The 14637-nt window shown below is 64.5% G+C and carries 17 protein-coding genes and 1 pseudogene; 10 read left to right on the plus strand and 8 right to left on the minus strand.

Features of this window, described 5'->3' with window-relative positions:
• Positions 1 to 76 precede the first annotated feature (76 nt).
• The 3 genes from FJ417_RS30160 to FJ417_RS30170 form a co-directional block, all read right to left on the minus strand.
• A complete protein-coding gene (locus FJ417_RS30160) occupies positions 77 to 937 on the minus strand; it encodes a lytic transglycosylase domain-containing protein (RefSeq protein ID WP_140645797.1) in 861 nt (286 codons plus the stop codon).
• A 4-nt stretch (positions 938 to 941) separates the two neighbouring features.
• Positions 942 to 2192, minus strand: a complete 1251-nt coding sequence (ispG, locus tag FJ417_RS30165) for a flavodoxin-dependent (E)-4-hydroxy-3-methylbut-2-enyl-diphosphate synthase (RefSeq protein ID WP_140785955.1) — start codon at positions 2190 to 2192, stop codon at positions 942 to 944.
• A 254-nt stretch (positions 2193 to 2446) separates the two neighbouring features.
• The gene (locus FJ417_RS30170; RefSeq protein WP_140645799.1) at positions 2447 to 2626 is read right to left on the minus strand and encodes a YdcH family protein; all 180 of its coding nucleotides are present in this window, start codon (positions 2624 to 2626) and stop codon (positions 2447 to 2449) included.
• 239 nt (positions 2627 to 2865) lie between these two features.
• On the opposite strand from FJ417_RS30170, the gene FJ417_RS30175 reads away from it, so the two are divergent.
• From FJ417_RS30175 to FJ417_RS30185, 3 genes are all read left to right on the plus strand, one after another.
• On the plus strand, positions 2866 to 3069 hold the full coding sequence (locus tag FJ417_RS30175) for a DUF465 domain-containing protein (RefSeq protein WP_040985243.1): 204 nt from the start codon (positions 2866 to 2868) through the stop codon (positions 3067 to 3069).
• Between the two features lie 129 nt (positions 3070 to 3198).
• The gene (gene purE / locus FJ417_RS30180; RefSeq protein ID WP_140785956.1) at positions 3199 to 3696 is read left to right on the plus strand and encodes a 5-(carboxyamino)imidazole ribonucleotide mutase; all 498 of its coding nucleotides are present in this window, start codon (positions 3199 to 3201) and stop codon (positions 3694 to 3696) included.
• A complete protein-coding gene (locus FJ417_RS30185; protein ID WP_140785957.1) occupies positions 3693 to 4769 on the plus strand; it encodes a 5-(carboxyamino)imidazole ribonucleotide synthase in 1077 nt (358 codons plus the stop codon). The genes purE and FJ417_RS30185 overlap by 4 nt, the downstream gene beginning before the upstream one ends.
• Positions 4770 to 4778: 9 nt before the next feature.
• On the opposite strand, the gene FJ417_RS30190 is transcribed toward FJ417_RS30185, so the two are convergent.
• Positions 4779 to 5204 (minus strand): lysozyme inhibitor LprI family protein, encoded by a 426-nt coding sequence (locus FJ417_RS30190; RefSeq protein WP_140785958.1) that lies wholly within the window; start codon positions 5202 to 5204, stop codon positions 4779 to 4781.
• Between the two features lie 244 nt (positions 5205 to 5448).
• On the opposite strand from FJ417_RS30190, the gene ykgO reads away from it, so the two are divergent.
• The 3 genes from ykgO (at position 5449) to FJ417_RS30205 (ending at position 7479) form a co-directional block, all read left to right on the plus strand.
• On the plus strand, positions 5449 to 5574 hold the full coding sequence (gene ykgO / locus FJ417_RS30195) for a type B 50S ribosomal protein L36 (protein WP_006203764.1): 126 nt from the start codon (positions 5449 to 5451) through the stop codon (positions 5572 to 5574).
• Positions 5575 to 5688: 114 nt separating this feature from the next.
• Entirely contained in the window at positions 5689 to 6312 is a 624-nt protein-coding gene (locus FJ417_RS30200) for a hypothetical protein (RefSeq protein WP_140785959.1), read from the plus strand.
• A gap of 105 nt (positions 6313 to 6417) precedes the next feature.
• Positions 6418 to 7479, plus strand: coding sequence for an alpha/beta hydrolase (locus FJ417_RS30205; RefSeq protein WP_140785960.1), 1062 nt, complete (start codon positions 6418 to 6420; stop codon positions 7477 to 7479).
• 182 nt (positions 7480 to 7661) lie between these two features.
• Here the strand turns inward: FJ417_RS30205 and pyk are convergent, their stop codons facing one another.
• A complete protein-coding gene (gene pyk / locus FJ417_RS30210; protein WP_140645805.1) occupies positions 7662 to 9089 on the minus strand; it encodes a pyruvate kinase in 1428 nt (475 codons plus the stop codon).
• Positions 9086 to 9607: a DUF1036 domain-containing protein gene (locus FJ417_RS30215; protein ID WP_348639958.1), complete on the minus strand. Its 522-nt coding sequence runs from the start codon at positions 9605 to 9607 to the stop codon at positions 9086 to 9088. Before FJ417_RS30215 ends, pyk begins: the two co-directional genes overlap by 4 nt.
• Before the next feature lie 206 nt (positions 9608 to 9813).
• Between FJ417_RS30215 and FJ417_RS30220 the strand changes: the two genes are divergently transcribed.
• From FJ417_RS30220 to FJ417_RS30230, 3 genes are all read left to right on the plus strand, one after another.
• On the plus strand, positions 9814 to 10611 hold the full coding sequence (locus FJ417_RS30220) for an N-formylglutamate amidohydrolase (RefSeq protein WP_140785962.1): 798 nt from the start codon (positions 9814 to 9816) through the stop codon (positions 10609 to 10611).
• 55 nt (positions 10612 to 10666) lie between these two features.
• Entirely contained in the window at positions 10667 to 10975 is a 309-nt protein-coding gene (locus FJ417_RS30225) for a DUF1244 domain-containing protein (RefSeq protein WP_140645808.1), read from the plus strand.
• A gap of 243 nt (positions 10976 to 11218) precedes the next feature.
• Positions 11219 to 12400 carry an MFS transporter gene (locus FJ417_RS30230; RefSeq protein ID WP_140785963.1) on the plus strand — a complete coding sequence of 394 codons (1182 nt, stop codon included), beginning with the start codon at positions 11219 to 11221 and terminating at the stop codon, positions 12398 to 12400.
• Here FJ417_RS30230 and FJ417_RS30235 read toward each other — a convergent pair.
• A pseudogene (locus FJ417_RS30235) lies at positions 12358 to 13271 on the minus strand (LysR family transcriptional regulator). The gene FJ417_RS30230 and the pseudogene FJ417_RS30235 overlap by 43 nt on opposite strands.
• Positions 13272 to 13367: 96 nt before the next feature.
• Here FJ417_RS30235 and FJ417_RS30240 point away from each other — a divergent pair.
• Complete coding sequence (locus FJ417_RS30240) at positions 13368 to 14324, plus strand: SDR family oxidoreductase (protein ID WP_140785964.1); 957 nt, start codon at positions 13368 to 13370, stop codon at positions 14322 to 14324.
• Here the strand turns inward: FJ417_RS30240 and FJ417_RS30245 are convergent, their stop codons facing one another.
• Positions 14325 to 14483: a DUF3309 family protein gene (locus FJ417_RS30245; RefSeq protein WP_140645812.1), complete on the minus strand. Its 159-nt coding sequence runs from the start codon at positions 14481 to 14483 to the stop codon at positions 14325 to 14327.
• Between the last annotated feature and the right edge of the window lie 154 nt (positions 14484 to 14637).

A 14637-nucleotide genomic window follows, 5' to 3' on the forward strand; every position in this document is an offset into this window, starting at 1 on the left:
GCGGCAGGTGGGTACAGGCAGCCATCGGCTACCGCCGAGTTCCTTCGCGCCAGCACGTCCAACTTCGTGGTACCAGTCAGCGGTTACGCAACACCACGCAGGCGCCGCCGACGCTTTGCAGCTTGTTGCAGATACCGTTGGCCTCGCCGCGTGAGTCGGCGCCGATCCTGACCGCATAGATGCCGCGCCGGCCGATCGGCGTGCGCACCCGGCTCACCACCGGGTCATGGCTGGCGAGCAAAGCGGGGAAGCGGCCCCTGACCCTCAGCCACTGGCCTATCGCCGCCGAGCGGCGGAAATTGCCCGCCACCTGCACGCCCCACGGCTTCACGTTGATCGAGGCCATGGCGACGGTCCGCGACATGATCACCGGCAGCCTGCGGCAGGCAACCGCGAAGCTCATCTTCGGGTCGAGCGGCTGGACGGTGCCGGCATAGGACTTGTCCGAGAACTTGTCGACGGGCTCGCCCATGACGTCGAAGACATAGCTTTCCGTCTCCATCGGCAGGAAGCCGCCCGAGCTCAGCCAGCGCGACACGCGGTTCTCGCCGGCATTGTAGGCCGCGGCCGCGAGCCCGAGATTGCCGTAGCTGACCTTCATCTCGGCGAGATATTTCGCCGAGGCCGGGATGGCCTGCCCGATGTCGAAGGGATCGGCGAGCCCGCGCATCTTGGCTGTGCCCGGCATGAATTGCGCTATGCCTTCAGCGCCGACCGGGCTCACCGCGTTCGGATCGAAGCGGCTTTCCTTCCAGATCAGTCGGGCGAAGAAATCCTTGGGCAGGCCGTTCTGTTGGGCCTGGGCTTCGATCAGATCGCAGACACGGTTGATCAGCCGTTTGGCGGCGGACCGCGACTGCGGTGGGTCGGCGAATGCCTGACCGGACAGGATCAGCGCGCAGATCAGGATCAGCGTCGCGCGCGGCAAAAGCGGCATCGGCCTACTCGGCCGCTGCTTTGCCGTGTCCGTAGCGCTGCTCGATATAGTCGCCGACCATCTTCTCGAAATCCTGCGCGATGGACGGACCACGCAGCGTCGCCGCCTTCTTGCCGTCGATGAAGACGGGCGCCGTCGGCGTCTCGCCGGTGCCGGGCAGCGAGATGCCGATATCGGCATGCTTGGATTCGCCCGGACCGTTGACGATGCAGCCCATCACCGCGACTTTGAGATTCTCGACGCCGGGATATTTCTCGCGCCACACCGGCATGTTCTTGCGGAGATCGGCCTGGATGCTCTGGGCGAGCTCCTGGAACACGGTTGACGTCGTGCGCCCGCAACCGGGGCAGGCCGCGACGATCGGCACGAACTGCCGGAAGCCCATGGTCTGCAGCAATTCCTGCGAGACCTGCACCTCGCGGGTGCGGTCGCCATTCGGCTCCGGCGTCAGCGAGATGCGGATCGTGTCGCCGATGCCCTGCTGCAGGAGGATGCCCATGGCGGCCGAAGAGGCGACGATGCCCTTGGTGCCCATGCCGGCTTCGGTGAGACCCAGATGCAGCGCATGGTCGGAGCGGGTGGCGAGTTCGGTGTAGACGGCGATCAAATCCTGCACGCCGCTGACCTTGGCCGACAGGATGATCTTGTCGCGGCCAAGTCCGATCTCTTCGGCCATCTCGGCCGACAGGATCGCCGACTGCACGATCGCCTCGCGCGTGACTTCCTGCGCGGTGAGCGGCGAGCCCTTCGCCTGGTTGTCGTCCATCAGCCGGGTCAAAAGCTCCTGGTCGAGCGAGCCCCAGTTGACGCCGATGCGTACCGGCTTGTCATATCTGATCGCCATCTCGACGATCGCGGCGAACTGGCGGTCCTTCTTGTCCTTGAAGCCGACATTGCCCGGATTGATGCGGTATTTGGCCAGCGCTTCGGCGCAGGGCGGATGATCGGCGAGCAGCTTGTGCCCGATATAGTGGAAGTCGCCGACCAGCGGCACGTCGATGCCGAGCCGCAACAGCCGCTCATGGATGCGCGGAACCGCCGCCGCGCTCTCGTCGCGGTCGACCGTGATGCGCACGATTTCCGAGCCGGCACGGTGCAGCGCCGCAACCTGGGCGACGGTCTGGTCGATATCGGCGGTGTCGGTGTTGGTCATCGACTGCACGACGACCGGCGCGCCGCCGCCGACCACCACGCCGCCGACCGATACGCCGACCGACTGTCGCCGCGGGAAGGGAGAGGAAAAATATCCGGTCATGCCGGCCGCCTTCATCTGGGAGTTCCGGGCATGAGGTGGCGGAGCAAAGATGGCTTGTCAATGGCAAGCGGCAGGCAAGGCCTGCAAATCGGTGACCGCGATCAACGGCCGCAGGGCTCATGTAAAAACCCTCGGGCTGCAAGATCCACACTAAAACGGTCTGGTGATTGAGTAAAAACCAACAAGCCGGCGGCATATCTTGCCACCGGTAGGTTGGCACCGCAACGAGTGCGGTGATGTTGCCTAGGGCATGTTCAGTGTGTCGTCGGGCCCCCCTTCAGTTTTTCAATCTCGTCCTTGATTGCCAGCTTGCGTCGCTTGAGATTCACGATTTCGAGGTCGTCCACCGAAGGATGGTTCATCGCATCGGTGAGCTCACGCTCGATGTCACCGTGTTTCCGCTGCAACTCATCAAGATGGGATGCAAGAGACATGATTGGTTCTCCCTTTCATGGTTTCCTCGATTGCAGCCGTCGCGGGCGCCTCCACCGCAGGTTGCGACTGTGACGGCACCATGACAGTTTGCCACCAACCGATCTCGATGTCGAATGCCACGTGGTAGCATTCCACGACAAAGTGAAATGTGATAAGGGCTGCGCGCCGGTCACAAACCCGCAAGTCACGGCCCCGCCCAAACAGCCCGATTGGGCGATGCACACGCAGACGGTAGATAATGTCCGAACAGGAACAGGCTGAAATACGCCTCGAATATTCCCGGCTCAAACAAGAACACGCCGATTTCGACGCCGCCATCAACGCGATGATCGCCACGGGCTGCGACCCGCTTCAGATCCAGCGCATGAAGAAGAAAAAGCTGATGTTGAAAGACCGGCTGTCGGCGCTGGAAGACCGCATCATTCCCGACATCATCGCTTAGGGGCCGAATGCTGGGCGCGCGCCCAGGAGGCCGCGGAACGTGCGGGCAGCGAGAGAGCGTATTCACCACATCCTTGCGGCTGTCGGCGAATTCCGCTAAGGCGCGCCTTTGCCGCCGCGGAGCCACACCTTGACCGATCAGCGTGCCGACGTCGCCATCATCATGGGCAGCCAGTCCGACTGGGCGACGATGCGCCAGGCCGCGGAGACGCTGGAGGCGCTGGGCATCCCGCACAAGCGGCTGATCGTCTCGGCGCACCGCACCCCGGACCGTCTCTATGAGTTCGCCAAGGGCGCCAAGGCCGCCGGCTACAAGGTGATCATCGCCGGCGCCGGCGGGGCGGCGCATCTGCCGGGCATGACGGCGGCGATGACGCCTCTGCCGGTCTTCGGCGTTCCGGTCGAGTCCAAGGCGCTTTCGGGCCAGGACTCGCTGCTTTCCATCGTGCAGATGCCGGCCGGCATCCCGGTCGGCACACTGGCGATCGGCAAGGCGGGCGCCGCCAATGCGGCACTTCTCGCGGCCGCCGTGCTGGCGCTCAGCGACGACAAGCTCGCCGCCCGGCTCGACGCCTGGCGCTCGGCGCAGACCGCCAAGGTCACCACCGAGCCGACGGACGCGCCGTGAGCCTGGCTCCTGGATCGGCCATCGGCATCATCGGCGGCGGCCAGCTCGGCCGCATGCTGGCGATGGCCGCAGCGCGCCTCGGCTACCATATCGTCGTGTTGGAGCCCCAGCCCGACTGCCCGGCCGCGCAGGTCGCCAACCGGCAGATCGTCGCCGCCTATGACGATCCGGCAGGGCTCGCCGAACTGGCCGCCGCCAGCGCCGTCGTCACCTATGAATTCGAGAACGTCCCGGTCGCCGCCGCCGAAACGCTGGCGGCAAAGGTCCCGGTCTATCCACCGGCACGCGCGCTCGAAGTCGCGCAGGATCGCGCCACCGAGAAGAGCTTCCTCAACGGCATCGGCATTCCGACGGCGGCATTCCGCCTGGTCGACAATGACGACCAACTGACCGAGGCCCTGAAGGCGTTCGACGGCAGCGGCGTGCTCAAGACCCGCCGCATGGGCTATGACGGCAAGGGCCAGCGCGTCTTCCGCAACATGGAAACGGCCGGCTTTGCCGGCGTCTGCGAGGCGATGGGCAATGTGCCGCTGATCCTGGAATCGCTCGTGGCTTTCGAGCGCGAGATTTCGGTGATCGCCGCGCGAGGCCTCGACGGAACCATCGCCGCCTTCGATCCGGCCGAAAACGTCCACCGCGAAGGCATATTGCGCAGCTCGACCTTGCCGGCCGCCATCCGCCCGCAAACGGCCGCCGCCGCCAAGGACGCAGTCGCGAAAATCCTGTCCGCGCTCGACTATGTCGGCGTCATCGGCGTCGAGTTCTTCGTGCTTGCTGACGGCTCGCTTCTGGCCAACGAGCTGGCGCCGCGCGTGCACAATTCCGGTCACTGGACGGAGGCCGCCTGCATCATCTCGCAGTTCGAGCAGCATATTCGCGCCGTCGCCGGCCTGCCGCTGGGCTCGCCCGCCCGGCATTTCGACTGCGTGATGGAAAACCTGATCGGCGACGATATGCTGAAGGTGCCGGCGCTGCTCGCCGAGCCCGACCTCATGCTGCATCTCTATGGCAAGGCCGAGTCACGCCCCGGCCGCAAGATGGGCCATTTCACGCGGATTCGACGCCCGGGCTAAGCTCGCGCCCTATTGCATGTCCTGGTTGCCGTCGCTCCCATCCGAGCCGGCGCAGCTCGGATCGCTCAGCTTGCAGTTGGCGTCGGACGTGAGCTGCTTTATGCGCTGATTGGTCAGCTCCGTCAGGCACTCCGAAACCTCCATCGGCTGGATGGAGCCGCCCGCGCTGTCGGCGGTCGAATAGGCGCATTCGGCGTCGCGAAAGGCGATCCAGTCGCGTTGCGCCGTCTGCAGCAATTTGTTGGCCTTCTGGTCATTGTCGCCGACAAGACCCTTATACGCGGCGTTGAGCTTGGCATCGGCGGCCTGGTAGTCGGCATCGGCGCAGATGTTCAGCATCGACTGGCTGTCGTCGTTGCGGTCGCAATCTTCGGCAAAGGCGGCCGGGGCGGTCGCAAGCAGGACCAGACAGGCGGGCAGAAAGAGACGGCGCATGGGGAATCTCCGGTCGTTTCGCCGAGATTGCACCATTCCAGTCGGCCTTGAGTCGCGCAATGCCGCGCCGCGCGGATGGCGAATATTTGATATGCCGCGCCACTTGTGGCATTCGGACATCGTCACGTGGTTGACACGGACAACACTCCTCGTTTATGAGCCACCGCAAGTTCAAAGGCGCGCTTTTTCCGGGCGCGCCTTTAAAATTCGGCCCGGGACGGGCCCTGACCGAACAGGCAAGACCATGAAGATCAAGAATTCGCTCAAGGCGCTCAAGGCGCGTCACCGCGACAACCAGCTGGTTCGCCGCAAGGGACGCATCTACATCATCAACAAGACCGCTCCGCGCTACAAGGCGCGCCAGGGCTGAGACTTGCTGCGCGCGGCGCGACCACGCCGCGCCGCTGATGTCGAGTGCCGGTTCGCCGGCCCTCTCACGCTAAAATCACTTTGACGATCCGCCGCCCGGGATTAGATTCCGGCGATGCGGATTCGTTTTGCATTTCTCGCCGCCCTTTTGCTGTCCGGCACAGCTTTGCCTGCAGGGGCAGAAACGGTGCCAGGCGCGCTGCCTCCAGATGCCGCGCCGCCACCCGCCGCCACGCCACCGCTAGCCGCTCCGACCAAGCAGGGTCGCCTCGACCAGCTCTTTGCCGAGCTGAAGCGAGAGCGCAACGAAAAGGCGGCCGAGCGCATCGCCGGCCGTATCTGGAACGAGTGGAACCAGTCCGGCAGCGCCTCGATAGACCTGATGATGCAGTGGGCGCAAAAGGCGACGGAAGACCAGAAGTTCGACGTCGCGCTCGACTTCCTCGACCAAGTGGTGACCCTGCAGCCAGATTATGCCGAAGGCTGGAACCGGCGCGCCACCGTTCATTTCATGATGAAGAATTACGGGAAGTCGATGGCCGACATCGACCGCACCTTGCAGCTCGAGCCGCGCCATTTCGGCGCGCTCTCAGGGCTGGCGCAGATCATGGCCGAGACCGGCCACAAGCAGTCGGCGCTGGAAGCCTGGCAGAGGGTGCTCACCATCTACCCCATGATGCGCAGCGCCCAGAACCAGGTCTCGACGCTCTCGGAAGAGCTGGCCGGCGAGGGGATTTAGGCAATAGGAATTGGGCAGTAGGCAGTAGGGAAAGACAGCAGCCTACTGCCTACTGCCTACTGCCTACTGCCTACTGCCCTACTCCCCTCCTTCCGTATCTCCCGCATGAACCTCATCTGCGCCGCCCTCCTCTTCCTCGTCGCTCTCCTCTTTGCCCTCGCCGGTGTCACCCGCGCCGGCGTCTGGTCGATCGAGCGCCGCAATCCACCCGTTGGCGGGTTCGCCGAGATCAATGGCGCGCGCATCCACTACGTCCATATCCCGGCGCCGGCCGGCGCCGATCTGCCGCCGGTCGTCTTCATCCATGGCGCCAGCGCCAATCTGAAAGACCAGATGCTGCCGCTGAAGCCCCTGCTCGAGGGCCGTGCTGAAATGCTGTTTCTCGACCGGCCGGGCTTCGGCTGGTCGGAGCGTGGCGATAATGAAACGCTTGCCGCGCAGGCGGACACCATTGCCGCGCTGATGGACCGCCTCGGCATCGCAAAAGCGGTCATCGTCGCCCATTCCTTCGGCGGCGCGATCACCACGGCCTTCGCCCGCCAGCATCCGGACAAAACGCTCGGCCTTGTCTTCCTTTCTCCCGCCACGCATCCCTGGCCGGGCGGCGCGACCGCCTGGTACTACAAGCTCACCGCCATGCCGGCGATTGGCTGGCTGTTTTCCGAAACGCTCGCTTATCCGGCTGGTATGCTGCGGATCGGCAATGCGACGGCTTGCGTCTTCTCGCCCAACAAACTGCCGGACTTCTATATCGACAACACCTCGATCCCGCTGGTGCTGCGGCCGTCCGCCTTCCGCGCCAACGCCCGCGATGTCGCCCAGCTCTACGACTATGCACGCGCCGCCTCACCGCATTATCGCGAGATCAAGGCGCCGACCGTCGTCATCTCGGGCGACCGCGACAAGGTGGTCTACGCGACGATCCATTCCGTCGGCCTCGAGCGCGACATTCCCGGCGCCGAGTTGGTCTGGGTCCACAATCTCGGCCACAAGCCGGACTGGATCGCGCCCGACCTCGTGGTCGGCGCGATCGAGAAGGTTGCCGGTGCGCCGATCGACCTGCAGGCAATGGCAAGAACGGTGGAAGGCCGGATCGCCGGCGACGCCTATACCGACGGCAAATGCCCCGACATCAAAGTGCCCGACGCCGAGCTCGCGCCGACCTGATTTTTGGGAAATTAGCTCCTGAATGCCACGGCGGAGACGGTTAGGTGAGTCGAGATTCAGGTCAGGCCGAGTCGAAAGTAGTGGCTTCCGAGAACCGGAGCGGAGCGTACTTTAAGTACGTGAGCACCGGAAGCGCAGATAGCCACTACTTGCAGGCCGGCCTCACCTGAATATCGGCATACCTAATGCGCGTCCGATCCCAGATACGCTATCCGCAGCATATTGGTCGAACCGGGCGTCCTGAGCGGCACGCCGGCCGTGATGATCACCCGGTCGCCCGGCTTGCCGAAGCCTTCTTCCAGCGCGATCCGGCAGGCCCTGTCGACCATGTCGTCGAGGTCGGTGGCATCTGGCGAGACGACGCAATGCGTGCCCCACAGCAGCGACAGGCGACGCGCCGTGTTGAGGATCGGCGACAGCGCCACGATCGGCACCTGCGGGCGCTCGCGCGCGGCGCGGAGCCCAGTGGTGCCCGATGCGGTGTAGGAGATGATCGCCGACAGTTTCAGCGTCTCGGCGATCTCGCGCGCGGCCAGCGAAATGGCGTCGGCCCCGGTGGCCTCGGGCTCGGAGCGCTGCGCGTTGATGATGCCGGCGTAAGTCGGGTCGGCTTCGACCTTGGTGGCGATGCGGTTCATCATGGCGACCGCTTCGACCGGATAGGCGCCGGCAGCGGATTCGGCCGAAAGCATGATCGCGTCCGCGCCTTCGAAGACGGCGATCGACACGTCGGAGACCTCGGCGCGGGTCGGCACAGGCGCGGTGATCATCGATTCCAGCATCTGCGTGGCGATCACCACCGGCTTGCCGGCGCGGCGCGCCGCGCGCGTGATCTGCTTCTGGATGCCGGGCACCGCTTCGATCGGCATCTCGACGCCGAGATCGCCGCGGGCAACCATCAGCGCGTCGGAGAGCTCGATGATTTCGGGGAGCCGCGCCACGGCCTGCGGCTTCTCGATCTTGGCCATGATCAGCGCGCGGCCGCGCGCGATCTTGCGGGCCTCCGCCAAATCCTCCGGCCGCTGCACGAAGGACAGCGCCACCCAGTCGACGCCGGTGGCGAGCACCGCGTCGAGATCGGCGCGGTCCTTCTCGGTCAGCGCGCCGACCGGCAGGTCGGTGTCGGGCAGGCTGACGCCCTTCTTGTCGGAAATGCCCGAGCCGGCGACGACCGTGCAAGTGATCGACTTGCCGTCGCTCTTGACCGCCTTCAGCTCCAGCTTGCCGTCGTCGATCAAAAGTCGGTGACCGGTCTCGACCGAGCTCAGAATTTCGGGATGCGGCAGATAGACTCGCTTCGACGTGCCCGGTTCGGGATTGTCGTCCAGCGTGAATGTCTGCCCTGGAGTCAGCGCTTCCTTGACGTTGGCGAACTTGCCGACCCTGAGCTTCGGGCCCTGCAGGTCGGCGAGGATGCCGATCGGCCGGCCGACGGCCTCCTCGACGGCGCGGATGCGGCCGACCAGCGTGCGCATCAGTTCGTGGTCGGTATGGCTCATATTGATGCGGAAGACATCGGCGCCCGCTTCGAAAAGCTTCTTCAGCATCTCCTCGGATGAGGATGCCGGACCGATGGTGGCGAGGATCTTGACCTTGCGGTTACGTCTCATTGACTGTTTGTTCCCGGAGCGGGGGCCGCTGTTGGCGCGCCTCCCGTTGCGGGCTCGTCGGTCAGCTGGACCATCCAGCTGGCCTGCTCGCCCGTGTCATATTCCTGAAATCCGGCGCGCTGGAAGCCCCGGGCGACGCAATCATTCACGCCGGCGATCTTGAACTCTTTTTCGGCGACGCACATGTTGATCGGGCCGTCCCAGCGCCCGCCGCGTTCGGCGTCTTCTGCATAAAGATAGTAAAACCTTGATGACAGCGGACCTTCGATCAGCGTCTTGCAGGTCGATCCTTCGATGTGCCACCAGCCCTCGGTGATCCAACCGGCCTTGGCGCGATAGCCGATGCCGACGCCCACCAGATTTTGCGTTGCGTTGCAAACGCGGAAGTCGGCCCGGGCCGGCGAGGTCGCGGCTATCGCGAAAAATCCCGCGCCGATGATCAGCAACGGCACGACCAGGCGCTTGCGCAACCGGCCGGCAAAACCCATCGCAGATCCCCTTGCGAACCACATTTGCATCTCTCGAAGCCCCTTTTCAGCAAACTCAGGTCGCATGTCAACGCGCCGTTTTGTTCAATTCCAATCGATTTAGAAGGGCCCGTCGCGCGAATTCTCCACCCGTCGGGGATTTTTTGCAGAAACCTTGGCCAAACAACGGCATTGCGCCGGCGTCCTCTTCGTGGAATGACGATAGCACATCGCAGCCGCCATCCCCTTTTCAGCCGATGACCCGATCCACAGTTTTCACGCCATTCGACATTGTCGAGGGCGACCGCAAGAAAGGCGTCGTGCTTCTGGCCGATCACGCCCGCCGCGATCTGCCGGAGGAGTATGGCAGCCTCGGTTTGCCGGCGTCCGAATTCGATCGTCACATCGCCTATGACATCGGCGTCGAGACGGTGACGCGCGAGCTTGCCGCGGTGCTCGATGTGCCTGCGGTGCTGGCCGGCTTCTCGCGGCTGCTGATCGACCCCAACCGGGGCGAGGACGACCCGACCATGATCCGTCAGCTCTATGACGGGACCGTGGTGCCGGGAAACTATCCGATGGCCCGGGAGGAACGCGAGCGGCGGCTCGACCGCTTCTATCGGCCCTACCACGACGCCGTCGGCGCGATGATCGCCTCCGTCGCGCACGCCTCGGGCAAGGCGCCGTTCATCTTCTCCGTGCATTCCTTCACGCCGGTGATGCAGGGTTTTGTCCGCCCCTGGCATGTCGGCGTGCTGTGGGATCGCGACGACCGCGTGGCGCGGCCGCTGATCGACATGCTGGCTAAGGACGAGTCCCTCGTCGTCGGCGACAACGAACCCTATGACGGCGCGCTGCGCGGCGACACCATGTTCCGCCACGCCATCGTCAACGGCTACGCCCACGCGCTGATCGAGATCCGCCAGGACCTGATCGCCGACCGTGCTGGCGCTGTCGCCTGGGCCGAGCGCCTGTCACCGATCGTTGACGCCATCGACCGGCGTCCCGATATACATGAGGTGAAGATGTTGGGCTCGCGCACTGGACCCGCATGAAAGGCCGTCGGGCCAGACATGTACGTGATGAGACCGACAGTCCAGGAGTTCCTCAATGACCGAACTCAACGACGATCAGAAACGCGATTTCGAGGCAGCCGCCTTCCGCAGGTTGGTGACGCATCTGCGCGAACGGGGCGATGTCCAGAACATCGATTTGATGAACCTCGCCGGCTTCTGCCGCAACTGCCTGTCCAACTGGTATCGCGAAGCCGCCGAGGCCGAGGGCGTGGCGCTCTCCAAGGACGCTGCGCGCGAGATCATCTACGGCATGCCCTATGCCGAATGGCAGGCGCTCAACCAGACCGACGCGTCGGAAGCCAAGAAGGCCGAATTCGAGGCGCGGCGGCCTAAGGATCACTAACGATGCCGAACGCTTTCACGGCTTCGTCATTCTATGGCGGAGCAAGGAGCGAAGCGACGCGCGCAGACCCTGGATGACGAACGGAGGGGCGTTTCGGCCAATCTCCACGGCGGCAGCCCGCCACGAACGAAAACGGCATCGGTCGCTCGCTTGGTCCAAGCACTTCCCGAACGCGGTTCTTGACTGCCGATTGAATCGATCTAATTTGCCGCACGAACCCCTTTGCATGGCGGATTTCAGACCATGAGCGTGCAAACCACGATGCAGGTCGCGACGCGCGGCCGCTGGGCCGTCGCCGGCATTTTCCTCGCCAATGGTTTCTTGACCGGCAGCTGGGCGCCGCAGATCCCGGTGTTCCTTGCCCGACTCGACATCACGAGATTCACGCTCGGCCTGCTGATCCTCCTGTTCGGCGTCGGCGCCGTGATTGCCATGACCTGGTGCGGCCATCTCATTTCCAGGCATGGCTCGCGCACCGTGACGCGTTGGTTCGGCATCTGCGGCAGCTTCGGGCTGCTGATCGTGGCGCTCGCGCCCAACGTTCCCCTGGCGGCCATTGCCATGCTCGTCTTCGGCGGCTCGATTGGCGGCATGGATGTCGCGATGAACTCGAATGCCGTGGTGGTTGAAAGAAGGCTCTCCCGGGCGATCATGTCGTCCTCGCATGGCTTCTGGAGCCTTGGCGGCTTCGCCGGCGGCGCGCTCGGCGGCTATTCGATCCAGAACTACGGGTATCTTCCCCATGCCGTCGTGGTGACGGCGATCGCCTTTGCCGTCATCGCCTTCGCCATTCGCTATCTCGTCGCGGACGACAAGCCGCAGGCCGTCGAGCACCAGAAATTCACGCTGCCGCGGCACACGGCCGTCTACCTCGTCGGGCTGATGGCGCTGCTCACCATGATTTCGGAAGGCGCGGTGCTCGACTGGGCGGCGCTCTTCCTGCATCAGGAGCTGGGCGCCGATCTCGCGGTCGCCGGCCTCGCCTACGCCGCCTTTTCCGGAGTCATGGCGCTGATGCGTTTCCTGGGCGATGGCGTGCGCAACCGCTTCGGCGCGGTGGCGACCTTGCGCGGCTCGGCGCTGGTCGCCGCCACCGGCATGCTGGTCGCCGGTCTCTCGCCCTCGCCTTACCTCGCCATTGCCGCTTTCGCCTTCTGCGGCTTCGGCATCGCCAACATGGTGCCGATCCTCTTTTCGGCCGGCGGCAACCAGGAGGGCATGTCGTCGGGCACAGGCATGAGCGTCGTCACCACCATGGGCTATTCCGGCATCCTGGTGGCGCCGTCGGCGATCGGCTTCGTCGCCGAGCATTCGAGCTTCGGGCCGATCTTCGTCGCACTGTCCGGGCTGCTGGTCATCGTGCTCTTGATGGCAAGCCTCGCTCACCGGGCCGAGTTCGCGCCCGAGCCTGTTCCTGCCGAATAGCGTTTCAATTCTTCATGCAGGAAGTCCGCCACGCGGCGGATGCGCATGCTGGTGCGCACGTCGCGATGCATGGCGAGCCACACGGGCAGGACCGGCAGCGGTACATCGGGCAACAGCTTTTCCAGGTCCGGATCGCGGTCGGCCAGCGGCTCCTGGCCAATGCCGATGCCGTTGCCGGTCCGCACCGCTTCCCACAGCACGATCTGGTTGTCGGTCCGGAAGCGGAAATGGCTACGGCCGACCGGAATGCCGAACGCGGTGAAGCCGCGAATGATCTCGTCGCTACGGTCGAAGCCGACCAAGGCGTGCTCGGCAAGGTCGGCGGGTGTTTCGGGCCGGCCACGCCGGTCGAGATAGGCGCTTGCCGCACATAGGCACAGTGGAATGTCGGCGACCTTGCGCGCCACCAACTCGTTCTGCGCCGGCCGGACCATGCGGATGGCGATATCGGCATCGCGGCGCAAGAGGTTCTCGACCTGGTTCGAGGCGACGATCTCGACCTCGATGCCCGGTTCCTCCTCGCCAAGACGGGCATCATCTGCGGCAGCACAAAGGCCGCGACCACCTCCGAGGCGGCGATGCGCACGGTGCCCTCGATCGCCTCGACGGAGCCCAGCGCCAACAGCGAAAAGGCGTTGGCCTGCTCGCTGACCGCTCGGCCGCGTTCGTAGAGCGTGCTGCCCGCCTCGGTCAGCTCATAGCCACGTCGCCCGCGCCGGAACAGGATGACGCCAAGCGCTTGCTCCAGTTCGGCAATATGGCGGCCAAGCGTCGGCTGGCTAGCCGCAAGCCTGCGCGCGGCGCCCGACAGACTGCCGGTTTCGGCGACGGCGACGAAGCTCTTGATCAGGTTCCAGTCGAATTCTTTCATTCATTTTTGAATAACAGATCGCCGAAATAGGTCAATTTCAATTCGCCTGTGAAGGCACCAGATTGATCGGGCAAACGCAAACAACGGAGAGAACAGATGACCAAGATCGCAATCCTCGGCGCCAATGGCCGGCTCGGCCGCGTGGTCGGCAAGGCTTTCATCGACGCCGGCTTCGACGTCCGCGCCGTCACCCGCACCGGCAAGGTGCCGGCGGAACTGAAGGGCGCTATCGCCGTTGCCGGCGATGCGCTCGACCGCCAATCCCTGATCCGCGCAACGGAAGGCGTCGACATCATCTTCAACGGCCTGAATCCGATCTACACCGACTGGGGCAAATGCATGCCGATGGCCGAAAACGTCATGGCCGCCTGCCGCGAAAACGGCGCGCTGCATCTCTTCCCCGGCACCGTCTACAATTACGGCTCGCCGATGCCGCAGGTGATCACGGAAGCGACGCCGTTCCATCCGACCACCGAAAAGGGCCGCATCCGCTGCGCCATGGAAGCGCTGTTCCGCGACGAGGCCGAAGCCGGCCGGGTGCGCACCATTGTCCTGCGCGCGGGCGATTTCTTCGGCGGCACCGGCTCAGGCTCCTGGTTCGACCTCGTCGTCGCCACCAAGATGAACAAAGGCGTCTATACCGCGCCCGGCCCAACCGACCTTACGCATGAGTGGGCCTACCTGCCGGACTTCGCCGTCGGCTTCGTCGGCCTGGCGCGCAATCTCGACAAGCTCGGCTTCTACGAAGCCATCAATTTCCCCGGCCACGCCATCACCGACTTCGATATGAAGGCTGCGTCCGAGAAGGCGCTCGGCCGCAAGCTGAAGCTCTCCTTCATGCCTTGGTGGGTGCTGCGCGCCGGCAGCCCGTTCGTGGCCATGTGGCGCGAGATCGTCTCGATGTCCTATCTGCGCTTCGAAGCGCACCGGCTGGTCTCGACGCGGCTGGAAGAGGTGATCGGCGAAATCCCGCACACCCCGCTCGACGAAGCGGTGAAAGAAGCGCTGCGGGATATCGGCATCGCCGCGGAACCCGCTCGCCGGGCCGCCTGATCAGATCCTGCCCATGAGCACAAGGATCAGCAGCACGACCAGGACGACGCCGACGATGCCGGACGGCCCATAGCCCCAGGAGCGCGAATGCGGCCAGGCCGGCACGGCGCCGATCAGGATCAGGATCAGGATTATTACGAGAATTGTGCCGATCGTCATGAGAAACCCTCGCCGTCTGGTTGAACTTGAGGGCACAATGCAAAAAGCCGCTCGGTTGTTCCCGGGCGGCTTTTGTCTCTAATGCATGTCGCGCAAAAGTGTGCAGCGGTTTTGCGATAACGACATGCATGAAAACAAAGGCTTAAAGCGCGTC

The organism is Mesorhizobium sp. B3-1-7, assembly GCF_006439385.1.
GTDB lineage: Bacteria > Pseudomonadota > Alphaproteobacteria > Rhizobiales > Rhizobiaceae > Mesorhizobium.